At 66.7% G+C, this 22705-nt stretch carries 20 protein-coding genes; 9 read left to right on the top strand and 11 right to left on the bottom strand.

Features of this window, described 5'->3' with window-relative positions; genetic code table 11:
- A partial coding sequence (locus tag AZG88_RS01395) for an SLC13 family permease (RefSeq protein WP_269455021.1) occupies window positions 1–738 on the top strand: 738 nt, incomplete at its 5' end.
- 1 nt (window position 739) lies between these two features.
- On the opposite strand, the gene AZG88_RS01390 is transcribed toward AZG88_RS01395, so the two are convergent.
- Window positions 740–919, bottom strand: coding sequence for a hypothetical protein (locus tag AZG88_RS01390; RefSeq protein WP_005244285.1), 180 nt, complete (start codon window positions 917–919; stop codon window positions 740–742).
- 140 nt (window positions 920–1059) lie between these two features.
- On the opposite strand from AZG88_RS01390, the gene AZG88_RS01385 reads away from it, so the two are divergent.
- Window positions 1060–1401, top strand: coding sequence for a histone-like nucleoid-structuring protein Lsr2 (locus AZG88_RS01385; RefSeq protein WP_005244283.1), 342 nt, complete (start codon window positions 1060–1062; stop codon window positions 1399–1401).
- A 71-nt stretch (window positions 1402–1472) separates the two neighbouring features.
- On the opposite strand, the gene AZG88_RS01380 is transcribed toward AZG88_RS01385, so the two are convergent.
- Complete coding sequence (locus tag AZG88_RS01380; RefSeq protein ID WP_025431885.1) at window positions 1473–1877, bottom strand: C40 family peptidase; 405 nt, start codon at window positions 1875–1877, stop codon at window positions 1473–1475.
- Window positions 1878–2159: 282 nt separating this feature from the next.
- On the opposite strand from AZG88_RS01380, the gene AZG88_RS01375 reads away from it, so the two are divergent.
- The gene (locus tag AZG88_RS01375) at window positions 2160–2381 is read left to right on the top strand and encodes a hypothetical protein (RefSeq protein ID WP_005244280.1); all 222 of its coding nucleotides are present in this window, start codon (window positions 2160–2162) and stop codon (window positions 2379–2381) included.
- 27 nt (window positions 2382–2408) lie between these two features.
- Here the strand turns inward: AZG88_RS01375 and AZG88_RS01370 are convergent, their stop codons facing one another.
- The 4 genes from AZG88_RS01370 to AZG88_RS01355 all read right to left on the bottom strand — a co-directional run bounded on the left by AZG88_RS01370 (window position 2409) and on the right by AZG88_RS01355 (window position 7033).
- Complete coding sequence (locus AZG88_RS01370; protein WP_005244278.1) at window positions 2409–3335, bottom strand: VOC family protein; 927 nt, start codon at window positions 3333–3335, stop codon at window positions 2409–2411.
- Window positions 3336–3347: 12 nt separating this feature from the next.
- Window positions 3348–4229: a fumarylacetoacetate hydrolase family protein gene (locus AZG88_RS01365; RefSeq protein WP_005244276.1), complete on the bottom strand. Its 882-nt coding sequence runs from the start codon at window positions 4227–4229 to the stop codon at window positions 3348–3350.
- A 38-nt stretch (window positions 4230–4267) separates the two neighbouring features.
- Window positions 4268–5524: an MFS transporter gene (locus tag AZG88_RS01360; RefSeq protein WP_025431886.1), complete on the bottom strand. Its 1257-nt coding sequence runs from the start codon at window positions 5522–5524 to the stop codon at window positions 4268–4270.
- Between the two features lie 144 nt (window positions 5525–5668).
- Window positions 5669–7033, bottom strand: a complete 1365-nt coding sequence (locus AZG88_RS01355) for an amidohydrolase family protein (protein WP_061696819.1) — start codon at window positions 7031–7033, stop codon at window positions 5669–5671.
- Window positions 7034–7126: 93 nt separating this feature from the next.
- Between AZG88_RS01355 and AZG88_RS01350 the strand changes: the two genes are divergently transcribed.
- Window positions 7127–8050 (top strand): LysR family transcriptional regulator, encoded by a 924-nt coding sequence (locus tag AZG88_RS01350; RefSeq protein WP_005244270.1) that lies wholly within the window; start codon window positions 7127–7129, stop codon window positions 8048–8050.
- Between the two features lie 21 nt (window positions 8051–8071).
- On the opposite strand, the gene AZG88_RS01345 is transcribed toward AZG88_RS01350, so the two are convergent.
- Window positions 8072–9571: an FAD-dependent oxidoreductase gene (locus tag AZG88_RS01345; RefSeq protein ID WP_061696818.1), complete on the bottom strand. Its 1500-nt coding sequence runs from the start codon at window positions 9569–9571 to the stop codon at window positions 8072–8074.
- Window positions 9568–10512: an alpha/beta hydrolase gene (locus tag AZG88_RS01340; RefSeq protein ID WP_061696817.1), complete on the bottom strand. Its 945-nt coding sequence runs from the start codon at window positions 10510–10512 to the stop codon at window positions 9568–9570. Before AZG88_RS01340 ends, AZG88_RS01345 begins: the two co-directional genes overlap by 4 nt.
- Before the next feature lie 239 nt (window positions 10513–10751).
- On the opposite strand from AZG88_RS01340, the gene AZG88_RS01335 reads away from it, so the two are divergent.
- A complete protein-coding gene (locus AZG88_RS01335; RefSeq protein ID WP_061696816.1) occupies window positions 10752–11339 on the top strand; it encodes a carboxymuconolactone decarboxylase family protein in 588 nt (195 codons plus the stop codon).
- A gap of 15 nt (window positions 11340–11354) precedes the next feature.
- On the opposite strand, the gene AZG88_RS01330 is transcribed toward AZG88_RS01335, so the two are convergent.
- A complete protein-coding gene (locus AZG88_RS01330; RefSeq protein WP_025431887.1) occupies window positions 11355–13676 on the bottom strand; it encodes an ATP-binding cassette domain-containing protein in 2322 nt (773 codons plus the stop codon).
- A gap of 136 nt (window positions 13677–13812) precedes the next feature.
- Here AZG88_RS01330 and AZG88_RS01325 point away from each other — a divergent pair, with 136 nt between their 5' ends.
- Window positions 13813–14577 (top strand): ABC transporter permease, encoded by a 765-nt coding sequence (locus AZG88_RS01325; RefSeq protein WP_061696815.1) that lies wholly within the window; start codon window positions 13813–13815, stop codon window positions 14575–14577.
- A gap of 91 nt (window positions 14578–14668) precedes the next feature.
- Window positions 14669–16285 (top strand): FAD-dependent monooxygenase, encoded by a 1617-nt coding sequence (locus AZG88_RS01320; RefSeq protein WP_061696814.1) that lies wholly within the window; start codon window positions 14669–14671, stop codon window positions 16283–16285.
- Here the strand turns inward: AZG88_RS01320 and AZG88_RS01315 are convergent.
- The gene (locus tag AZG88_RS01315) at window positions 16254–18278 is read right to left on the bottom strand and encodes an APC family permease (RefSeq protein WP_025431890.1); all 2025 of its coding nucleotides are present in this window, start codon (window positions 18276–18278) and stop codon (window positions 16254–16256) included. The genes AZG88_RS01320 and AZG88_RS01315 overlap by 32 nt on opposite strands.
- A 103-nt stretch (window positions 18279–18381) precedes the next feature.
- On the opposite strand from AZG88_RS01315, the gene AZG88_RS01310 reads away from it, so the two are divergent.
- Window positions 18382–19269, top strand: coding sequence for an arginase family protein (locus tag AZG88_RS01310; protein WP_061696813.1), 888 nt, complete (start codon window positions 18382–18384; stop codon window positions 19267–19269).
- A 152-nt stretch (window positions 19270–19421) separates the two neighbouring features.
- Window positions 19422–21848 (top strand): ATP-dependent Clp protease ATP-binding subunit, encoded by a 2427-nt coding sequence (locus tag AZG88_RS01305; RefSeq protein WP_061696812.1) that lies wholly within the window; start codon window positions 19422–19424, stop codon window positions 21846–21848.
- 263 nt (window positions 21849–22111) lie between these two features.
- Here AZG88_RS01305 and AZG88_RS01300 read toward each other — a convergent pair whose 3' ends face one another.
- On the bottom strand, window positions 22112–22579 hold the full coding sequence (locus AZG88_RS01300; protein ID WP_061696811.1) for a DIP1984 family protein: 468 nt from the start codon (window positions 22577–22579) through the stop codon (window positions 22112–22114).
- Window positions 22580–22705: the final 126 nt, after the last annotated feature.

The raw sequence follows: 22705 nt of genomic DNA, 5'->3' as shown, positions 1-22705 counted from the left end.
GTGACCGGATCCGGATCCGGGGGTAACGGCGACACACCCCGAACGGGTGGCGGCTCCGGCGACGCCGGATCGGACGACGGCCAGGGCTTCGTCGACGGTCTCGACCCCCAGCGGCCCACGCTGCGACCGAAGCTGCTGTGGTTCAACGCGCTCGTGACCGTGGCGCTGCTCGTCGTGCTCGTGATGGACGTGCTGCCGATTCCGGTCCTGTTCATGGTGGCCGCATCGATCGCGCTGACGGTGAACTTCCCGCGGGTCAAGGAACAGCAGGAAGCCATCACCCGCCACTCGTCGAGCATCGTCTCCGTGGTCGCGATGGTGTTCGCCGCGGCCGTGCTCACCGGCGTGTTCCAGGGCACCGGAATGGTCGAGGCCATGGCGCAGTGGCTGCTCGAGATCATCCCGGCCTCGCTCGGACCGCACCTGGCCGTCATCACGGGCATCCTGAGCCTGCCGTTCACGTTCTTCATGAGCAACGACGCCTTCTACTTCGGCATCATGCCCGTGCTCGCCGAGACGGCGGCCACGTACGGCATCGAGCCGGTCGAGATGGCCCGCGCATCCATCACCGGCCAGACGTTCCACATGCAGAGCCCCCTCGTCCCGGCCATCCTTCTGCTCGTGACCCTGGCGGGTGTCCCGCTGGCGGACCATCACAAGAAGGTGCTGTGGCGCGCGGCGCTGGTGTCGCTGTCGATGCTGGTGATCGGTGTGGTCCTCGGTCAGATCCCCTGGTGACCTAGTCCTCGGTGTCGGTGTCGGTGGCGGGCCCCTCAGGGGTCGCGCCACCTTCGCCGCTCCAGTCGGCGCCCGAACTCTTGTCGTCCTCGGCCGGATCGGACATCACGTCCTTGTCCGCGCCCGGGGCGCCGCTGTCGGTGGTCGTGGTCTTCGGTCCGGATGCGTCCTTCGGTGTCATGTCCGGCGAATACCCCGACAGCTGGGTGCTCCAATCAGACGGACCCGGGTCTGCAATTCGAAAACTCCGTCGGGGATTGGCAGGTGAACAATACTTCGACGTAGTGTTCCCCGGGTTATCGACGATGAAGGAGTGGAACTGTGGCGCGCAAAGTTGTTGTCGAACGCATCGACGACATCGACGGAACTCCGATCAAGAACGGTAAGGGGGAGACCATTCCGTTCTCTGTCGACGGCGTCGACTACGAGATCGATCTGAAGGTCAAGAACGCCAGGGAATTCCACAAGACTCTCGACTACTACATCGAGCATGCAACTCGGGTCGGTGGAAGAAAGCGTCGGTCGACTCCTGCAGTGGCACCGTCCCAGGGACGGAGCCAGGCAAAGGAAATTCGAGAATGGGCGACGTCGCAGGGGTATGAGTTGTCCGCGCGTGGACGTATTCCTGCCGAGATCGAGGATGCGTACAACGCCGCTCACTGAGTCAACGGTGTCGCGGGTGGTCGACGCCTCCAGCCGCCCTGTTCGGGGTCGCTGGAGGCTGTAGCCGGTCGTCAGTATCGGCGCGCTGCGTGAAATGACATGGAGCTCATGGCCACTCGCGTGACCGGCCGTCCCGGAGCGGGTGCGTGGACGACCGTGTCGTTTCCTGCATAGATCCCCGCGTGGCCGCCCCCGTAGAAGAGGACGACGTCACCGGGCTGCAGGTCGCTCTCGTCCACGGCAGTCCCGTGTCGGAGTTGCTCGTAGGTGGTGCGAGGAACGGCCACACCGGCCTGTTTGTACGCCCATTGAACGAGACCGGAGCTGTCGAAGGCGCGGTGGTCGCCGGCGCCGAGGGTGCACGGGATTCCGATCCTGGATGCGGCGGCATGCAGTGCGTGGCGCCCCGGCCGTACCGGAGGCCGGCGGAACGTGTGAACCAGGTGATATCCGTGATTCCCGGTGTGTGGGTTCATGCCGTCGTTGCTCCAGTGCGCTCGGTGTGGTGTCGCGTCGTCGGGACGTCCGATTACAGGGTGGTCCCGGGCCGATCCGGGCGCATCGGCTGAATTACCCGGATACGTGCCTGTCTTCTCTGCTTCCGTCGCCGGATTCGACGGCCGCTGAGTAAACCATTCGATATGGTCGGTTTGGTACTCGCGAGTAGTGCGGGCCCCTCGTAACGTCGAACGGGTAATTGTCAGGTCAAAGGGAGTGGTCCGCTACGTCCCGTGGACTGGGATGAAGGAAGGCGGACGATGACGATCCGAGAATCGGCGAACTGTGCTTTCGGTGTCGCACGCTTGGCGTTCGACGCAGGAGCTGCCCTCCTGTCCGTTGCCGTGGCAGTACCGGTCGCCTTCGCCGCGGGCGAGGCGAGGTCGATGGCACTCACGGCACGTGGCGACATCACGCCGGCCCCCGGAACGTCGGACAGCGAGCATGTGCACGACCTGGGGACCGTCGTCGAACTGATCTAGCCGGCACCGAATCCCTCGACCCGCTCGTCACCCCGTGCCGGAGTGTGCTCCGGTCATCAGGGCGGCGAGGTCATCGGGTTCGAGGAACGACGGGGGCGGTGGTGGCCCCCAGGCGTACAGACCTTGCAGTCCGTGCAGCACTTCCGGTGACCAGAGTTCTTCCTCGGCGACGGTGTCCATGTCGGAGTAGTACTCGGAGAAGTTCCCGGCCGGGTCCTTGAGGTACCAGAAGAAATTCGCGCCGGCATGGTGCCGGCCGAGTCCCCAGATGTGGCGTTCGGGGTTGTTCTCGAGCATCGCGTGCGCGCCGCGGCCGACCTCGTCGATGTCGTCGACCTGCCAGCTGGTGTGGTGCATGAAGTTCACCGGTGCGGCCATCACGAGCACGTTGTGATGCTCGACGGAGCACCGCAGGAACGCGGCCTTGTCGCCCATGTAGTCGCTGACGTTGAAGCCCAGGCCCTCGGTGAAGAATTTCATCGTCGTCTGGAGGTCGGTGGACCCGATCACCGCGTGCCCGAGTTTGCGGGGGCGCACCGGTTCGGTGCGGGTGAGGAACGGGGCCCGTCCCCAGCGGTCGATGCGCCCGGGCCCGTTGTACGGCGTCGGCAACACCGCGGGCTCGATGACGATCCGGGGCCGGACCGCCACCCTGACGATCGTGCCGGTGACCGGTTCGACGGCACTGACGGACGTGCCGTCTTGACGGGTCGCCACACCGAGGCCGTGCAAACGCCGGGTGATGGCGGCGATGTCGTCGGGGTCGTCGGCGGCGACGGTCAATTCGACCAGTCGACGGGTGAATGCGTGCACGATGTGGAGTTGTTCGCCGCCGTTGCGGGTCGCGAACACCCCGTTCCCGCGGTGTTCGAGTCCGAATTCGGTGTAGTAGGCGATGGTGTCGTCGACGTTGGGGACGCCGACGGTGACCTTGCCCAGTCCGTGTAGTGCCATGATCGGTGTCCTCTACTTCGCGTCGGGGTGGGCGACGAAACGCTGGTGCAGCTGACCGATGCCGTCGATCCAGCTGTCGAGCTTCTCGCCGGGCTGCAGGAACCGTTGCGGGTTGCGGCCGACGCCGACGCCGGCGGGGGTGCCGGTGAAGATGACATCACCGGGGTAGAGGGTCACATTGTGCGAGAGGGCGGCGATCAGCGTCGAGATCGGGAAGATCAGGTCGCGGGTGCGGCCCTTCTGCACTTGTTCACCGTCGATGGTGCAGCCGAGTTCGAGGTCGTCGGGGTCGGTGAACTCGTCCGGGGTGACCAGCCAGGGGCCTTGCGGGGAGAACCCGGCGAACGATTTTCCGAGCCCGAATTGTGGTGCGGGACCGCGGGTCTGGGTGATCCGTTCGGAGATGTCCTGTCCGGCGGTGAGGCCGGCGACGTGCGCCCAGGCGTCGGCCTCGTCGATGTTGGTGGTTTCGCGGCCGATGACGGCGACGAGTTCGATCTCCCAGTCGACGTTGCCGCCGGCGGGAATCACGACGTCGGTGTCGGGGCCGGTGAAGGACGAGGCGTACTTGGTGAACACCGGTGGCAGGTGGGTGGGGGATTCGAAGCCGGATTCGGCGGCGTGGGCGTGGTAGTTCAGCCCGACGGCGAACACCTGCCGGGGGGCCGGTGACGGTGCACCCAGCAGGGTGCGGTCGATCGCGAAGCTGTCATCGGCCAGGGCCGAGAGGTCCTGTTCGGCGGCCCATCCGGTGACGGCGTCCCAAGTCTGGTAGGCGGCGAGCAGTTCGGGGCCGAACCGGCCGCGGGAGGCGTGGGCGAGGTCGACGGCTCGCTCGGCCCCCTCGTCTCCGATGACGAGGGCGGCACGGTCGTCGATGTTGGCGATACGCATGAAAGTGGTTCTCCTGGAGCGGTGTCTGTTGTGTGTGGTCAGAGATCTGCGTTGACGGAGGCGGGTGTCGGCCTCGTATCGGAAGGGTCGGGGGTGACCCGCCGCGGGGACGGCAGGGCCAGGAAGGCGACGGCGCACAGGACCGTCAGCGCGGCGACGACGTAGAGGACTGCGGTGTAGCTTCCTGTTCGGTCCACCACGGCACCGACCCACAACGGCGCGATACCGCCGCCGAGGACGAACGCCATATACGGTCCTGCATAGGCCTTTCCGAAGGCGGCGAGTCCGAAGTACCGCGACGTGAAGTAGCCCACCATGTCCAGCTCGGCGCCGAGCATGCACCCCAGCGTAAAGGCCAGGACGGGGGCGAATCCGACTCCGCCGACTGCGAACAGAACGACGCCGGTGGCACACAGCAGGCAGAGCGAGGCCGCGACCGCGGTCGGCCGGAGGATGTCGATGAGCAGTCCGATCACCAGTCGGCTCAGGATGACCGCGAGTCCCATGATCGATGCGATCGATGCCGCACCGCCGACGCTCATCCCGTACTGCCGAAGCATGGGGACCAGGTAGGGGACGAGGCCGGTGAAGGCGACCGACATCAGGCCGAATGTGAGAATCAGCCGCCAGTAGAGCGGGTTCCGACGGATTGTGGCGAAGTCGTCACCGTCGTCGCCCTGCCGGCCGGGCGTGCTCTGCGTACGTACGCTTCGGGGTGCAACCTTCAGGAGGAAGAGGGTGGGAAGGGTTCCGGCAAGCGCGATGCAGGCCAACGTGAGGTAGCCGAGCCGCCATCCTTCGAGTTCGATGACGCGTCCGATGGCGACCGGAATGATGGCGCCGGAGAGTCCCATTCCCATCATCGTGATGCCGAGCGCGAGGCCCCTGGCGCGGTCGAACCAGCTGCTCACCGCCCGGGTGAAGGCAATCGGTCCGGAACTTGCACCGAAGAATCCGATCAACGCCATCGCTGTCATGTAGGCCGGCACCGAGTGCACGACCGTTCCCAGTGCGGCGAATCCGGTTGCCAGGCACAGTGCTCCGGCAATCGTCGGGGCCTTGACTCCGAACTTGTCGACGGCGTAGCCGACGACGGGGGCGGCGAGTGCCATCCCGAAGGTCAGCAAGGTGATGGACAGCCCGTACATTGCAGCGCTGAGGCCGATCTCCCTACCGAGATCGCTGGTGAACAGACCCGCCGAGTAGATGGCGAGCCCGGATACCCCGGTGCCGACACCCACGGCGGCCGCTGACAGAGTCGGCCACCCGCGCCTGAATTCGTCCCCGCGTGACATGGTCAATGCCTTGCTCCTTTGTTGCGGTGGTGATGACCATCACTGTTCCTGTTCTCGGGTTATCCGGGAAGCGGCAACTCATGATGGAGGGAATTCGTGCTGTGAATACACCCTGTTCGGACGGGGGTCACGCGCACACGGGTGCTAGCGGCCGGCGCGTCTTCCCAGGATCCGTCGTTGCGATGCCTCCGCCGCATCGACGAGAGCGGACGGATCACACCCGAGCACGACTCCGCCGCGCTTGACGAATCGCCCGCCGATGAGCACCGAATCGACATTGCCCTCGTGAGCGGCGAGAACCACGGACGCAACCGGATCGAGTACGGGCACCAGGTTCAGGTCGGTTGCACGCACCAGGATGATGTCGGCCTGCTTGCCGGGAGTGAGCGAGCCGATCCGGTCGTCGAGTCCGATCGCTCTCGCCCCCTCGATGGTGGCGAATGCCAGCACATCTTGCAGGAACAGCTGCGTACGATCGGCGGCGACGGAGCTGTGCCCGCCGCCCATCCACGAACGGTGGTAACCGAAGAGCATTCGCATCTGCGTGAACATGTCTCCGCTGCATTTGGTTTCGGTATCCCCGCTGAGGCTCGGTCGTACACCGGCGGCGAGCATGCGGTCGAGGGGGACGTCGCCGATGCCTTGCGAGTTGAGCTCGCAGTGCACGCCGATCGACACGGTGGCGCCGGCGTCGGCGATCATCGCGAGTTCGGCGTCGGAGGAGCGGCAACAGTGCACGAACGTCAGGTCGTCGGCGAGAAGGCCCGCCTTGTCGTACTGCGCCACGGCGTGTACCGGTTCGTTGTGCGTGTACGCGCCGGCATGCACCGACGTGCGGATACCCAGGTCGCGCGCGAGGGCGAGGTCGGCCTGCCATACCCCGGGCGCCGCCATCTCGGGGCCTCTGGCCGCCATCGCCAACGTCACGAGTCCGCCGGGATCGGAGAAGTGCTCCTTCTGCAGCCGTTCGATGTCGGCCGGGTGGGTGAGCATGCTGTTCTCGGTCCACCGGCCGTCGCCCTGCAGTGGCCATCCGTGGCCGAAGACGGCACGGATACCCGCCTCGCGCAGACCGGTGACCGCAGCGTCGGAATGCTCGGGCGAGTTCTGGATGTGGGACCAATCGAAGAGGGTGGTCGTGCCTGCACTCAGCGCCGAGACCGCGCCGAGGAGGTTTCCGATCCTGACGTCCTCGGGCTCGTACCCCGCCCCGATTCCCCTGAGCATTTCGTCGAAGTACTGGAGAGGATCGAGTTCGGCGTATCCGTGCCGCATGACGCTCTGCCAGGTGTGGCGGTGAGTGTCGACGAATCCGGGAAGCGCGATCATGCCGTCGACGTCGACGACCTCGACGTCCGGTTCGACGTCGATCCGCGCGTCGATTCCTGCGATCAGATCGTCGCAGATCAGAATGTCGGCTCGGTCGAAGTTTCCGATGGCCGGATCGACGCTGACGACCGTTGCTCCCCGGAGGAGTGTGCGGCGTGGTCGGGCATGACTCGGGTCCATGAATGTCCTGTTCGGAGAGAGGCAGATTGACTGCTCTCAGTCTCATTTTCCCGCGGCTATTTGGGAACGCCGGGTTGCCTATAGTTTGTATCCATGAGCTCGATACAGCGGATCTCCGGCCATCGCGCGAAGCTGGACCTCAACCTCATCGTGTCTTTGGACGCGCTCCTGCGCGAGCGGAGCGTGAGCCGCGCGGCGATCGAAGTCGGTCTGAGCCAGCCGGCAATGAGTGCGGCTCTCGCGCGGCTTCGGAGGTACTTCGGGGATCCGCTACTGGCTCGGGTCGGCAACTCGTATCAACTCACGCCGCTCGCCCGCAGCCTGGTCGAGCGCACGACGGTGGCGATCTCCGCAGTCGATCGAGTGCTCGACGCCGAGCCGGGCATCGAGATCGAACGGTCCAGCCGCGAGTTCACCCTGATCATGTCCGACTACATGCTCGCCGCCGTCGGCGACACCGTCACCCGCGATCTGCTGGCGCAGGCTCCGCACCTGCGCATCAACTTCGTGCAGTTGCGACCGGAGATCGTCGACCGCGCATCGGACAGTCTCCGTACCGCCGATGCCCTGGTCGTACCCCGTGGCTTCGTCAGCGACCTGCCCTCGGTCGACCTCTTCTCCGACCGGTGGGTCTGCGTGGTGGCCGAGGACAACGAGCACGTCGGGGACGCAATACGGCTGGACCAGCTCACCGAATACCCGTGGGCTGTGTTTCAGACGCATCCCCACGCCGCGACGACACCGCTGCATCAGGTCAGGGCTCAGGGAGTCGAACCGTACGTGCAGGTTGTCGGCGAGAACTACCTGGCTCTGCCGTATTTCGTCGCCCACACCGATCGTATCGCCCTTCTGCCGGAGCGATTGGCGGCCCGGATGAGCGGCGGAATGGGAATTCGGTCGGTCGACTTCCCCTTGAATCTCGCCCCACTGAACCATGCGCTGTGGTGGCACCCGATGTACAACGCGGATCCCGAACATCGCTGGCTCAGAGCGCAACTCGTCAAGTCGCTCGAGTGAGTGCGGGGCCCTCCCGGCATTTCATTCGACGGCGAGGCACCGCTTGATCGCCAGCTGTGCGTCCTCGCGTGCGGGGGTGTCGGCGCTGGCCCAGGCGATGTATCCGTCCGGCCTGACCAGCAGGCTCTTGACGTCGCCCAGCCCGGTGGGTGCCAGCACGATGTGGCCGGTGTGTGCGCGAACCGGCACGCCCTGCAGAGCGAGGTCCGCGTATGTGCCCGCCCCGGTGGCGTCGACGAGGACGAGAGCGGATTCGCGCAGCATTTCACCCATCCTCATCGGACCGGCCCGGGTGACGAGATCCAGATCGGGACAGCGGTATCCGACCATCGGGTGTTGGTGCGAATCAGCGGGGTAGGGGAAGGACAGCCCGTTGAGTTCGAGCCCGATTCGGCGGTTGACCTCCGGAATGGGCATCAGGTCGCGTTCGAACATCCGCTTGAACGCCACCCCCTCCGGTGTGAAGTCGAACTGGACCGAACACTGCGCCGCGACACTTCTCAGCAGTGCTTCCGCCACCGGGCGGCGTTCGGCCTCGTAGGTTTCCAGGAGCGCCGGTCCTGCGTGTTCATTGATGACCGCGGCGAGTTTCCACCCGAGGTTGAACGCATCCTGGATGCAGAAGTTCATCCCGACGCCGCTGGCGGGATAGTGGATGCGCGCCGATTCGCCGACGAGGAACACTCGACCCTGCTGGAATTTCGTTGCGATTCTGAGCGAATCGGTGAAACGGGACGCCCACACCAGGTCGTCGAACGGCAGGTCCTTCTCCAGAACATCGGTGAGGCATCGGCGGACCTCGTCGGCCGTGATCGGCTCCGACGCAGGAGCGTGCCTGCGCTCGGCGTGCACGATGTTGAACCGGGTGATGGACTCGTTCTCACCGAACGGGAACGAGGTGACCCAGCCCTTGTCGTTGTCGATCATCCGCCGCGCTTCGGGCCAGGGCCGATCCATCCTCAGGTCTGCCACGATTCCGGTGAATGTCGGCCCGTGGCCCTCGAAACCGAGACCGAGCTGCGACCGCACGATACTCCGCCCGCCGTCCGCGCCGACCAGATAATCGGCTGACAACCTCACGGGTCCGTCCTCGGCCGCCGCGGTCACGGTCACGGCGGTCGACTGCTGAACGACGGATTCGACAGTCACGCCGTGCCGGACGACAACACCGAGACGGAGCGCTTCCTCCAGCAACAGTTCCTCGGTGTGATTCTGGGGAAGAACCAGCCGAAACCCGAATCTCGATTCGAGGTGACGCCATTCCACCGGTTGCATCCCGGCCCAGATATGAACGGGGATCAGCGGATTGGACCGAATGGTCGCGGCCCGGTCGATGAACTTCTGCACGAGGCCCCGAGAATCGAGAAGCTCGAGAACCCTCGGCAATACGGTCCCGGCCCGCGACTGCACCGGCTGCGTTCGACGTTCGAGGACGACGACGTCGACTCCGGCCCGGGCCAGTTCGGTCGCGACCGTCAGACCCGACGGTCCGCCGCCGACGACTATTACTCGAGCAGTCATTTCGAATCAATCTCCTTGTTGTACGGCATCGTGGGAAGCGGGGGCGTGGGGTAGGACCGGCCCAGGTGTTCGTGCAGGAACGCGGCCACTTCGGCGACCGTGGTGTCCGTGTGGAACGCGGAGTCCTCGTGGTTGGCGCCCTCGAGAAGGCGCAGGCGTACCGTCTTCCCGCGGCGTCGAAGTTCCTGTGCCATCCGCCGGCTCTGCTGCACCGACGTGACCGAGTCGCGTGTTCCGTGGAGGAGGAAGACCGGCACGTGAATGTCGTGCGCCTTCGCGAACGGGCTGATAGCGGCGAGTTCGCGATCGCACACCGTCGATTCGTCGATCCCCAGCAATCGGGCTCTCAGGTAACGAGCCGACGGCGGTGCGGGGACCCCTGACGGCCAGTCCTGCTCGAGGATCTCCCGCGGTATCGGCGAGTCGGCGTCCGGACGGTCGCGGTCGCCCCGGGAGGTGAGGTCGTAACATCCGAAGTAGCCGACAGCGGCCTGCACGTGTGGCCCGGGCAGATCGTGCGGTGCACGCGGAATCGCCGGAGTGGCGGTGGCCAGAAGCGCGAGATGGGCGCCTGCCGAAGCGCCCCAGAGAGCGACACGATTCGTGTCGACACCGAAGGCTTGCCCGGGCCCGTTCAGCCACTCGATCGCGGTCACGATGTCGATGATCTGGGCGGGGAAGGGAGCGGCGGTGGAGGAGCGGTAGTCGATGCTCGCGACAGCAAATCCGTGTTGCGCGAGTCGCTCCGCCCGCGCGGCATGACTCTTGCGAGAACCGGTCATCCAACCACCACCGTGTAGGTAGAGGACGACGGCGGGGCCGGCAACGCCGAGCGGGAGAGACAGATCGAGTCGGAGGACGTGCCCGTGGGGACGCCCGAACTCGATGTCGGGACAGAATTGGATCTCGTATCGGGCGGACTGCCCGACCGGGGTTCTCACGTTGACGTCACCTCTTCGCCTGGACGCGGGTCCACTCACCGCGGTGGCCCGTGGCTCAAGGGTGGCGGATCAGGATGTATTCGGGAATCGGCAGTTCTGTATGGGGGAAATCCACCGAACGAATAGCTTCAGTTCGGGGTGTGATTCGAGGTCGGCGGAGGACAACGGCGCCCGGCGCGGCATACTCTGTCTCGTCACCGCGTCTCCGCTGGCCGACAATTTTGAAAGATGGTAACTCCATGGAAGATTCACGGATCAAGGCCCTGACGCCCGCCGAGTTGGACGTCGAGCAGCAGGCGTTGTACGACAGCATCGTGACGGGTCCGCGCGCACAGGGGCCCCAGCTGTTCGCGTTTCAGGATGACGAGGGCAGGCTCAACGGGCCCTTCGGGTTGATGTTGCACGTGCCCGGACTCGGTTCAGCGCTGCAGGAACTCGGGAGTGCGGTGCGATATCGGACGGCGATGACCGCCCGGATCAGAGAAATCGCGATACTCACGGTCGCTGCCGCAACGGAGAGCGAGTTCGAACGCTATGCCCACGAACGGGTCGGACACGCCGTCGGGTTGAGCGCCGAAGAGACGACGGCACTTCGGAGCGGCGAGTTCCGTTCCGAAGACCCCACTGAACAGGCTGCGTACGACGTGTGCCGTCATCTGCTCGCGGGCGCCAACACCCTCGGCGACGAGGACTTCCGTCGATTCGAAGCCGGCCTCGGTCACTCGGCGCTGCTCGAACTCGTGGTCCTGGTCGGCTATTACCGGACCCTGTCTCAGATGATGAATGTCTTCGGCGTCGGCGCACCGGCGGGTCTGGAAGACGAGTAGACCGCAGCATCTGTTTCAGCGCCGGCGGGGACGGCGCAGCCGGAGCCGGCTGTAGGTGACGACCGCGAGCACGCAACTGATGAGCACCAGCATGGCGATGTTGAGCAGCCACCACGATGCGCTGTGCTGCCAGAGCGTGTCGGGTTCGGTGCCGGTGGCGTTCGTGCGCAGGTCCACCGTCGAGGCGGCGGCCGCGAACCCCCAGCGGGAGGGGAAGAGCCACGACACCTGTTCGAGCACGGCGCGTCCGGTGATCGTGATCAGTCCTCCGCACATCACCAACTGCACCATGATCGTGACCACCAGCATCGGCATCACCTGCTCGTTCGAGCGCGCCACCGACGACAACGCCAATCCGACGAGGACGCAGGAGCAGGTGGTGACGGCGATGTCCACGATCAATTCGACGGAGCCGGAGGGGATCACGCTGCCCCGGCCCGGAAAACCCTTGCCCACGAACACGATCGTCACCATGATCACCGACTGCACGATCGCGGCGGCGCAGAAGACGACGATCTTCGCCGTCAGGTAGGCGGACGGCAGCAGGCCGGCGGCACGTTCGCGGTGATAGATCATGCGCTCCCCGACGAGGTCGCGGATGGTCAGTGAGCAACCCATGAACGCGGCGCCGAGGATCAGAACGACCAGGATCTGGGTGAGTTCACCGGATTCGTCGAGGCCCGACGGACCGAACCCGGTGTCTCCGGGCACGAGCACGGCCAGGCCGCCGAGCACGAACGGAAGAAGGGACAGGAAGATCAGGTACCCACGGTCGGCGCGGATCAGCCGCGCCTGCCGGCGGACGACGGTGCTCAACTGCTTGCGCCGCGACGTGTGCGCGGGACTGCCGAGAGGTCCGGGCGGGCTCGGTGGTGGCACCTCTACGGCGGGGCGGGTCGCGCGGTACTCGGCGAACACCCCGTCGGGGTCGGCCGCGACGCGGGCGAAGATATCGGCCCAATCGGTGCTGCCCAGCGCGGCCCCGACCTTGTCCGGCGGGCCCACGTAGGCGGTCTTGCCGCCCGGTGCGAGGAGCAGGACCTGATCGCACATCTCGAGATACGACAGCGAATGCGTGACGATGACGACGACGCGGCCCGAATCGGCGAGGCGGCGCAACGTCGCCATGATCTGCCGGTCGAGCGCAGGGTCGAGACCCGACGTCGGTTCGTCGAGGATCAGCAGGGACGGGCCGGTGAGCAACTCCATCGCGACGGACGCGCGTTTGCGCTGGCCGCCGGACAGCCGATCGACCCTTGTGTCGGCGTGTTCGGACAGCTGCAGCTCGTCGAGCACGGTCTCTATCACCTCCTCACGGTCGGCCCGGCTGGTGTCCGGCGGCAGCCTCAGCTCCGCGGCGTAGCCGAGCGCCTGCCTGATCGTCAACTGCCGGTGCACGACGTCGTCCTGGGGGACCATCCCGATTCGGGAGCGCAGCACCTGGTATTCGGCGTGCACGCTGCGTCCCTCGAACTCGACCACACCTTCCGTGGGGCGTTCCGAACCGGAGATGATGGTGGCCACCGTGGTCTTTCCCGCGCCGGAGGGGCCGATCACCGCGGTGAGACTGCCGGGCTGGGCAGTGAACGTGACGTCCTCGAGCAGCCGACGCCCGCCTTCGATGGTGAGTCCGACGCCGTCCACCCGCAGCCCGCCTGCGGTCGGAACCACCGCCTGCCGTGGAACGAGCCTGCCTTCCTGCACGCTGAAATCGGTGTTGCCGATCGTGACGACGTCGCCGTCGGTCAGCTGCGCGCGCGACACCCGGATGTCTCCGACGAACGTTCCGTTGACGCTCCCCAGGTCGTCGATCTCGAGGCCGGACGGCACGTTGTGGACGATGGCGTGATGGCGTGAGGCCAGCACGTCCCGGACGACGATGTCGTTGTCGGGCGACCGTCCCACCGTGAGGGATCCTTTCGGGACCGCCTCGTGCGGTGTCGGGGGCGGGGCGCTCGGGGCACCTACGCCGATCGTCGACTCGTCCCATCGAGCGCCCACGTCCTGTCGCGTCGCGTCCGGGTCCTCGACCGAGATCCGCACGACCGGCCCCTCGGCAGCGTCACCCAGGCGGACGACGACGGGGTTCGTGACGGGGACCTTTTCTCGGCGCGCACCGTCGACGTAGATCCCGTTCTTGCTGCCGGAGTCGACCAGCTGCCATCCCTCGTCCCAGGTGAGCCGTGCATGCTCGCGCGACACCATCGGATCGACGATCGTGATCTCCAGCTGCGGATCCCGGCCGATGCGGACGGCCTTGCCCGCGCTGTAGCTCGTCCGGTCGTGTTCGGTCTCGACCACGACCCGCGGGTGCGCTGTGTTCGCCCGGTCGTCCATCGCCACGGCCTCCGGTCAGCGTCATCGGGCGTAGAGCGTCGACTCCATCCATGGTCGCATGCGCGGCCCGGGATTCGTCGGCATAACGGTCACTCTCGGTATTCTCGCGGCCAGGAAGTGAGGAACACTGAGCCGGGTGAGTACGTCCTTGGCGAATCCCGGTGTCGGACTGGCTGTGCTGTGCACCGTGATGGTCGTGTGCGCGGCGGTGGTCTACCGCTTCACCCACCTCGGTAGCCCACTCGTCGTGCCGGCCGCGGCGATTCGCGGCGCTGCCCAGCTCGCCGCGGTGTCCCTGATCCTGGCCGCGGCTCTCGCGCATCTGTGGTCCTCGATCCTCGTGTTGGCCGTGATGTTCGTGGCGGCGGTGGGAACGTCCGCTCGCCGCGCGAAAGCCGGCCGGTCGGCCGCGTGGCTGGCGCTGTCCCTCGCTGCGGGTGTGGGGATCGTCGTGCCGTTGATGCTGGTCAGCCGGGTGGTTCCGCTCGAAGGTGTCGCAATCGTTCCCGTCGGCGGAATCGTGCTCGGCGGTGCGATGACGGCCACCTCCCTCGCCGCGCGACGCGCGCTCGATGCGGTCGAACAGCGGTGGGGTGAGGTGGAGGCGGGGCTCAGCCTCGGACTCGACGTCCGCGATGCCCGCATGGAAGTGGTCCGGTCTGCGGCCTCGGATGCGTTGCTCCCGGGACTCGATCAGACCCGGACGGTCGGGCTGGTCACCCTGCCGGGGGCGTTCGTCGGGGTGCTGCTGGCAAGCGGTTCCGCCGTTCAGGCCGGGGCGGTCCAGATCCTCGTCCTCGTAGGGCTGCTGCTCGCGCAGACGTGTGCGGTGGCCGTCACGATCGAACTGGTGGCCCGGGAAGCAGTTCACCGGCCGAGACTCCACACCGCGCGAACGTGAAGGATCCGGGTCTGGCCCGAACGCCGGTCAAGTGCATCGTCGGTCCCGCATACTGGTCGGTGGTCGGTCCCTGCTGACGAGGCGGTGTCTTGTGGTGCATCCCGAGGTATTGGTGGTCGGAGCTGGTCCGGTCGGTCTGACGGCGGCGATCGAACTGCGCAGGCGAGGTGTCGCCTGCCGCATCATCGATCCACTCCTCGAGCCACCGCAGTATGCGAAGGCGGTGGGAATCCAACCGCGCAGCCTCGAGGTGTTCGAGAGCATGGGTGTGCTGCGGCACATCCTGGACGCGGCGATCCAGATGCGCGGACAGATCGTGTATGTCAACGGCGACGAGGTTGCCCGTCTGGAATTGGCGTTACCGGCCGACGTCCCGTTCGAATTCATCGGTCTGCCCCAGTACGAGACCGAACGCATCCTCACCGAATATCTGGCCACGTTCGGCACCACGATCGAACGAGGTACGAAACTGACGGCGTTCGAACAGGACGACGACGGCGTCGTCGCCACGGTCACCGGCGCGGACGGCGACGAAACCGTCCGAACCCAGTACCTTCTCGGCTGCGACGGCGCCCACAGCGTGGTCCGCAAGGGCCTCGGCCTCACCTTCGAAGGCGGTGCGTTCGTCGAGCAGTACATGCTCGGCGACGTCGAGGTCGACTGGTCGATGCCGCGTGGCTACGGAATCCGGTCGATGCATCAGACGGACGGCGAGACCGACGATCTGCTCGTATGCATTCCGCTACCCGGGCGCCGCCGCTACCGGATGTCGATGCTGGTGCCCAGCGACCTCGCCGGCACCGGCACCCCGGCCGCCGACAAGATCGCGCACGGCTTCGAAGCGGGACCCAAACCGGAGCTGAGCCACATCCAGGCCGTGCTCGACCGCCTGTCACCCGAGCCGACGCGGGCGTCGAACCTCCGCTGGTCCTCCGTCTTCCGGATCAGCCACCGCATCGTCGACTCGTACGGGCGCGGACGGGTGTTCGTCGCGGGCGACGCCGCCCACATTCATCCGCCGACCGGCGCGCAGGGCATGAACACCGGCATCCAGGACGCCCACAACCTGGCGTGGAAGGTCGCGCTGGCCGTGTCCGGCGCCGCGGCCTCCGATCTGCTGGACAGTTACGACGCCGAACGGCGGCCCGTCGGCGAGGAGGTGGTGGGACGCACCGTGCGCAGCGCCCGGGAGGGAATCGGGGCGGGGTCGTCGGATCCCGACTATGTGATCCGACGCGAGGCTCAACTCCTCATCAGCTACGCGGACAGTCCGATCGTCGCCCAACCGGAGTCGAATGCGGCGCTCACGCCCGGCAGCCGCGCACCGGACGCCCGCGGGCTGACCCGTGCCGCGGTCGCGTTTCCCCTCCGGCTGTTCACTCTCCTCGCGGGACGGAACCACACGTTGCTGCTGTACGCCGACGAATCGGTCGACGCGCGTGGGCTGGAACTGCTCGAGGCCGCGGCGACGTCCGTGGAGGCGGCGACCCAGGGACTCGTCGACACGTACCTCGTCGCGTCGCCTTCCGCCGATGTCGGGGAAACGGTGCTTCCCCTCGTCCGGGACCGCGACGGCGAGTTCGCGCACGCGTACGGCGCGGAGGGTTCCGCCGCGTTCGTCGTCCGTCCGGACGGCTATCTCGGGTTCCGGCAGAGTCCGGTCGCGGTCGACGGTCTCACGGAGTACCTGAAGTCGACTTTCCGCTGAGCTCGGGAGTGGTGGGCAGGCCGCGCCGGATGTCGCCCGGCGCCGGCTTGCCGAGCGGCGCCCCGACCCGGGTGGCCGAATCCAGCAGCCACGGCACGCTCGTGACCATCACCCCGGACGTGAACAGCAACCGGCCCTTGAGTCGCAGCGCATTCTGGTTGTGCAGCAGGTGTTCCCACCAGCGACCGACCACGTACTCGGGGATGAAGATGGTGACGACTCCGTCCGGGATCCGCTTCCGGACGGATTTCACGTACCCCACGATGGGCCGGGTGACTTCACGGTACGGCGATTCGAGGACTTTCAGCGGCACCGGAACTTCGTACTTCTCCCACTCCCGCTGCAGTTTTCCGGTGCTGTCGCCCAGCACGGTGACGGCCTCGAGCGTCGTCGGATGGGTGGCGCGGGCGTAGGCCAGCGCCCGGGCGGTGGGTTTGTTGAGCACGGACACCAGCACGATGGTGTGCACCTGGGAGGGGAGGGTGAAGCTGTCCTCGTCGACGACGAGGACGGCCGCGATCCGGTCGTAGTGCCGCCGCACCCCGCGCATCAGGAAGAACAGAATCGGCATGGCGATGACTACGAGGTAGGCGCCCTGGGTGAACTTCGTGATCGTGACGATGATCAGGACGGTGCCGGTGAGGACGGCGCCGGTGCCGTTGAGGGCCCGTCGGCCGTGGATGCGACGACGTTCGCGGGCGTCGGATTCGGTTGCCAGCACGCGGTTCCAGTGCCGGACCATGCCCGCCTGGCTGAGAGTGAAGGAGGTGAACACACCGAGGATGTACAGCTGGATGAGGTGGGTGACGGACGCGTCGAACAGGACGATCAATCCGCCCGCCGTGACGGCGAGAAGCACGATGCCGTTGCTGAACGCCAGCCGGTCGCCGCGAGTGTTGAGCTGGACGGGGAGGTAGCGGTCGCGGCCGAGCACCGAGGCGAGCAGCGGGAAACCGTTGTAGGCGGTGTTCGCGGCGAGCACGAGGATCAGCACGGTCGCGGCCTGGACGTAGAAGAAGCCGATGTTGGTGGTGCCGCCGAACACGGCGGCCGAGATCTGGGCGATGACGGTGCGCTGCGGATCGGTCTCGCAGTTTCCGGCGAACCCGATCAGATCGCACGGGTTCACCGCGACGTGCACCTTGGCGACGATGGCCAGCGCGGTGATCCCCGCGAACATCACGATGGCCGTCGCCGCCATCGCCATGAGTGTCTTCGCGGCGTTGGCGCTCTTGGGTTTACGGAACGCGGGCACCCCGTTGGAGATCGCCTCGACACCCGTCAGCGCGGTACATCCGGACGAGAATGCGCGCAGCGCGAAGAACACGAGGGCAAGACCGGTCAGCCCGGACAGTTCCGGTTCGATGGTGTACCCGGCACTTTCGGCGACGGGTGTGGAACCGGCCGCGACGCGGACGAACCCCGTCACGATCAGGATCATCACCCCGGCGATGAACCCGTACGTCGGGAAGGCGAACGTGGTCCCCGATTCGCGGATGCCGCGCAGGTTCATCACCGTCAGCAGCACGACGAACGCCACGGCCAGCGCCACCCGGTGCGTGTTCAGCGCGGGCACGGCGGAGATCAGATTGTCGACGCCGGCCGACACCGACACCGCCACCGTCATGACGTAGTCGATGAGCAGTGCCGACGCCACCGTCAGGCCGGCTGAGGGCCCGAGATTCTTGGTGGCCACCTCGTACGAGCCGCCCCCGCTGGGGTAGGCGTACACCACCTGGCGGTACGACAGGGCGACCACGGCGAGAAGCACGACGACCCCGATTGCCAGATACGGCGTCAGGTAGAAATACGCGAGACCGCCCAGGGACAGGATCAGCAGGATCTCCTGCGTCGCGTACGCCACGGACGACAGAGGGTCGGAGGCGAAGATCGGCAGCGCCAGACGCTTGGTCAGCAACTGCTCCCCGAGGTCGTCACTGCGCAGCGGGCGTCCCAGAGCCAGCCGCCGGACCGCTCGAACGAGAGCCACCACCAGTTCAGCGTAGAACCAGGCGCTTCGCGCCCGTGCGCCTTTCCGGTTGTTCCCGCTACCGAAAAGGCGCACGGGTGCGGAGCGCCTGGTGGATCATGGCCGAATGGACGCTGCCGGCTGGTTCCTGCTGGGTGCACCGTGGGATTGCTCCGGTTCGGCTCGTGGCGAACAGGCAGCGCCGCACGCGTTTCGGGAGGCCGGCCTGTCCGCGATGGTCGGCCGGGATGTCGGCGACGCCGCGACCGTGATCGACCGCACGCACCGGGACGAACGGACGGGCGTGATAGCACTGTCCGAGACGGTGCGGGCCGCTCACGCGCTGGCGGACGATCTGGCGGTCGCGATGACGGACCTGCCGGGCCGGCGACCGCTGGTGGTCGGCGGCGACTGCAGCATTCTGCTCGGGATCTTTCCCGCGCTGCGCGGGCACCTGGGTTCGGCGGGACTGTGGTTCGTCGACGGGCATCCGGACTATCTCGACGGACTCTCCTCGGACACGGGCGAGACGGCGGACATGGAGCTTGCGGTGCTCGCCGGAGTCGGCGCCGACGCGTTGATCACGCTGGCCGGGACGCCCCCGATGGTAGGGGCGAGCGACACCGTTCTGATCGGCCATCGCACCGAGGGCCTGGACGCGGCGTCCGCCGCCGAACTGGCCCGGTTGCCCTCCGACTTGCGCCGCATCGACGCGTCGGCCGTCGTGCATGACCCTGTCGTCGCAGGTCGGCAGGCTGCCGCATGGCTGGCCAGCACGGGCACCGGGGTGTGGTTGCACCTCGACCTGGATGTGCTGGATCCCGAGTCGCTCGATGCGGTGACGTACCCCCAGCAGGGTGGCCTCGACTGGGATCAACTCGCCGACGTCGTCGCGCCTCTGGCGCGGTCACCTCGACTCGTGGGAGTCAGCGTCGCCGACTTCCGCCCCGATCTCGATCCCACCGGCGACCAGGCGACCCGAGTGCTCGACTTTCTCGGACGCACCCTGCCGTGAGCGGGAAGATCCGGGTTCCTGTCGTCGTTGGACCGAGTCGGCACCGCCACGGACCGTCGTGATCGAGCTCACATCCATCCCCTGCGGGAATTGATCGTAGGGTTGGCACGTTAGTTGAGTGAGTAACGCTCAACTTATTAGGAGGCTGAGGAATGCCAGCATTCTTCGGGCCGGAGGGCCCAGGTCGCATCGACATCAGTCGGCTCATGAGCCGCTCCACCCAGGAGTTCATGGCTGCTGCTGCCCGTTTCGCCGCAGGTCGTGGCGATGCGGAACTCGATGCACTCCACGTTCTGCGCGTCATGACAGAACACGAACCCGTCACCTCTCTGATGCGCCGCGCAGGCGCCGACACGTCGGCCGTCGCCGATGCCGTCGAACTGCGTCTGCCCCAGAGCCGTGACACGTCAGGCTTTGCAACACCCGCACTGAGCGGCGCGCTGAAGACGGCGCTGCTCGAGGCGCACCAACTCGCGCGCGCCCTCGGGTCCACCTACATCGATCCCGAGCACCTCTTCCTGGCGCTCGCCGCGGATCAGGACCACGCCGCCGGACGCCTGCTCGCGTCCGAGGGAATCACCCCGGAGCGCCTGCAGACCGCCGTGCAGGGTGGATCGGTGGAGGAGGAGTCCTCGAACTCCGGGACCCCCACGCTCGACAAGTACGGCTTCGACCTCACCGAACGCGCACGCGGCGGCGAAGTCGACCCGGTGATCGGGCGTGCCGACGAGATCGAGCAGACCATCGAAATCCTGTCGCGCCGCACCAAGAACAACCCCGTGCTGGTCGGTGAGGCCGGCGTCGGCAAGACGGCGGTCGTCGAGGGCCTGGCCCAGCGCATCGTCGACGGCGACGTACCCGACCGCCTGACGGGCAAGCGCATCGTCCAGCTCGACCTGTCGAGCATGGTGTCGGGCACCCGGTACCGCGGCGACTTCGAGGAACGTCTCAATAAGGTGATCGACGAGATCTCGGCCCATTCGGACGAGCTGATCGTCTTCATCGACGAGGTCCACTCCATCGCCGGTGCCGGTGGCGGCGCCGACGGCGCGATGGATGCGGGTAACATCCTCAAGCCGAAGCTCGCCCGCGGTGAGCTGCACATCGTCGGTGCGACGACGCTCGACGAGTACCGCAAGCACATCGAGAAGGACCCTGCGCTCGAACGCCGTTTCCAGCCGGTGACGGTGGCGGAGCCGAGTGTCCCGGATGCGGTGGCGATCCTGTCCGGTCTGCGTGACCGGTACGAGGAGCATCACGGCGTCCGCTACACGGACGAGGCGATCACGGCGGCCGTCGAGCTGTCGGCCCGCTACATCGGTGACCGCTTCCTGCCGGACAAGGCGATCGACCTGATCGATCAGGCCGGAGCCCGGTTGCGGCTGCGGATGCCGAGCGTCGATGTCGAGGCTCTGCGGGCGAAGCTCGCGGAACTCGAGCAGGCCAAGGAGCAGGCCGTCGCCGACGAGCAGTACGAGAAGGCTTCGCGACTGCGGGACGAGGCGATGGAGGTCCAGGCCCGGATCGAGGGGAAGGCGGTCGGCACGACCGACGTGACGCCCGAGGTGACTGCCGAGCAGATCGCCGAGGTCGTGTCGCGGGCCACCGGAATCCCGGCCAGCCAGATGACCGAGGAGGAGAAGGAACGCCTCCGCCGGCTCGAGGACGAACTGCATCGTCGTGTCATCGGCCAGGACGACGCCGTGCGGGCCATCGCCCGGGCGGTGCGCCGCAGCCGCACCGGCATGAACGATCCGGATCGCCCCGTGGGTAGCTTCCTGTTCCTCGGACCGACCGGTGTCGGCAAGACCGAACTGGCGAAGGCGCTGGCCGCCACGCTGTTCGGTGACGAGAACAAGATGCTGCGACTCGACATGAGCGAGTTCGGTGAACGTCACACGGTCAGCCGGCTCGTCGGTGCCCCTCCCGGCTACGTCGGATACGGGGAGGCGGGACAGCTCACCGAGCAGGTCCGCCGGAACCCGTACTCGGTGATCCTGCTCGACGAGATCGAGAAGGCACACCCCGACGTGTTCAATACGCTGCTGCAGGTGCTCGACGACGGTCGGCTCACGGACGGGCAGGGCCGGACGGTGGATTTCAAGAACACCGTTCTGATCATGACCAGCAACCTGGGATCCGACATCATCTCCAGCAAGTCGGGTGCGCTGGGCTTCAGCACCGGTGACGCCGAGGCTTCGGAGAAGCCGCTGCGGGATCGGGTGATGGGCCGGCTGCGTGAGTCGATGCGCCCGGAGTTTCTGAACCGGATCGACGAGATCGTGATCTTCCGCAAGCTCGACACCGAGCAGCTGCACCGGATCACCGACCTGCTGCTGGACGACAGCCGGAAGCGGCTGCAGTCCAAGGGCATCGAGATCTCGTTCAGCGACGCCGCGGTCGATTGGATTGCCGAGCACGGACACCAACCCGAGTTCGGGGCGCGTCCGCTGCGCCGGTCGATCCAACGGGCAGTCGACGACCGGATCGCCGATCTGCTGCTCGACGACGTCCTCGTCGAGGGTGGCAGCATCGCGGTCGGAGTGTCCGACGACGAGTTGGACCTCGTAGTCGGCTGATCCCCGACGTGAGTGGCAGAGTGTGCTTCGGCACGCTCTGCCACTCACGTGTGTGGGTAGGCCCCTTGCCCGCCCTCGCCGTCTCGGATCAGTACCCGGTGATGAGCTGTGCGTCGTGCACTGTCACCTGTGTGGTGTGCAGGGCTGCAGTGTGATCCGGGTGTGTGCCCGGAGCGTTGCCCTCCACGCCGGAGAAGAGCCGAATTACCGTCGACTCGCGGTGTGTGCTCGCCTCCGAGACGGTTACCTACTACCCAGGCTGTTCAGTCGAGCAACTCGACTTCCCAATTCTCCTTCTGCACTTGCAGATCGATTTCCCGGATCTGCCGGGCGAGATCGTCTGCGGTCCGCCGGAGATCCCGGACGGGCAACGCCGCGACGAAGACGAGTTCGGAGCGGAGTTGCCTGCCGTATCGGTCCTGCTCGCGACCGGAGGCGGCATCCGCGGCGGCGGACACCACCCGGTGCCGGATTCGCAGCATGTCCCGGCGGGCAAGCGCGTCCGTGATGCTCGCGTCGCCCAGTGGCGCAGCGGTATTCGTTCGATTGATTCTTCGGACGAGGACCTCCAGGCGGTCCAGGACCTCCTCGAGTTCGACGAGTAGCGCCGCGGAGTCCTCCGCCGGCGACTCGCCCTCTTGGTGCCGCGCATTGGTGAGGATGCGCGACTTCAGCTGCTCCACCCGACGTGTCAGATCGCCGCGCTCGGCCAGTGCCTCAGCCAACTTCATGTGTACCTCCTTCCTCGAAGTCGTTGAATGGCATCACAAATAGGGACCCACGAATCGCCCGTCCGGGCGCGGAAGGGTCGCGGCACCGCCGGGGTGCCGAGCGAAGCGCGTCGAACGCGCGGATGA

Source organism: Rhodococcus sp. LB1 (assembly GCF_001583455.1).
Classification (GTDB): Bacteria; Actinomycetota; Actinomycetes; order Mycobacteriales; family Mycobacteriaceae; genus Rhodococcus_F; species Rhodococcus_F opacus.
This window is presented reverse-complemented; position numbering and strand designations above follow the sequence as displayed.

Bases quoted from the DNA above. Each gene is read 5' to 3' on its own strand.
- AZG88_RS01370 (WP_005244278.1), bottom strand. From the start codon at position 3,335: ATGGCACTACACGGACTGGGCAAGGTCACCGTCGGCGTCCCCAACGTC.
- AZG88_RS01305 (WP_061696812.1), top strand. From the start codon at position 19,422: ATGCCAGCATTCTTCGGGCCGGAGGGCCCAGGTCGCATCGACATCAGT.
- AZG88_RS01310 (WP_061696813.1), top strand. From the start codon at position 18,382: ATGGACGCTGCCGGCTGGTTCCTGCTGGGTGCACCGTGGGATTGCTCC.
- AZG88_RS01300 (WP_061696811.1), bottom strand. From the start codon at position 22,579: ATGAAGTTGGCTGAGGCACTGGCCGAGCGCGGCGATCTGACACGTCGG.
- AZG88_RS01335 (WP_061696816.1), top strand. From the start codon at position 10,752: ATGGAAGATTCACGGATCAAGGCCCTGACGCCCGCCGAGTTGGACGTC.
- AZG88_RS01365 (WP_005244276.1), bottom strand. From the start codon at position 4,229: ATGCGTATCGCCAACATCGACGACCGTGCCGCCCTCGTCATCGGAGAC.
- AZG88_RS01360 (WP_025431886.1), bottom strand. From the start codon at position 5,524: ATGTCACGCGGGGACGAATTCAGGCGCGGGTGGCCGACTCTGTCAGCG.
- AZG88_RS01380 (WP_025431885.1), bottom strand. From the start codon at position 1,877: ATGAACCCACACACCGGGAATCACGGATATCACCTGGTTCACACGTTC.
- AZG88_RS01330 (WP_025431887.1), bottom strand. From the start codon at position 13,676: ATGGACGACCGGGCGAACACAGCGCACCCGCGGGTCGTGGTCGAGACC.
- AZG88_RS01375 (WP_005244280.1), top strand. From the start codon at position 2,160: ATGACGATCCGAGAATCGGCGAACTGTGCTTTCGGTGTCGCACGCTTG.
- AZG88_RS01350 (WP_005244270.1), top strand. From the start codon at position 7,127: ATGAGCTCGATACAGCGGATCTCCGGCCATCGCGCGAAGCTGGACCTC.
- AZG88_RS01345 (WP_061696818.1), bottom strand. From the start codon at position 9,571: ATGACTGCTCGAGTAATAGTCGTCGGCGGCGGACCGTCGGGTCTGACG.
- AZG88_RS01390 (WP_005244285.1), bottom strand. From the start codon at position 919: ATGACACCGAAGGACGCATCCGGACCGAAGACCACGACCACCGACAGC.
- AZG88_RS01355 (WP_061696819.1), bottom strand. From the start codon at position 7,033: ATGGACCCGAGTCATGCCCGACCACGCCGCACACTCCTCCGGGGAGCA.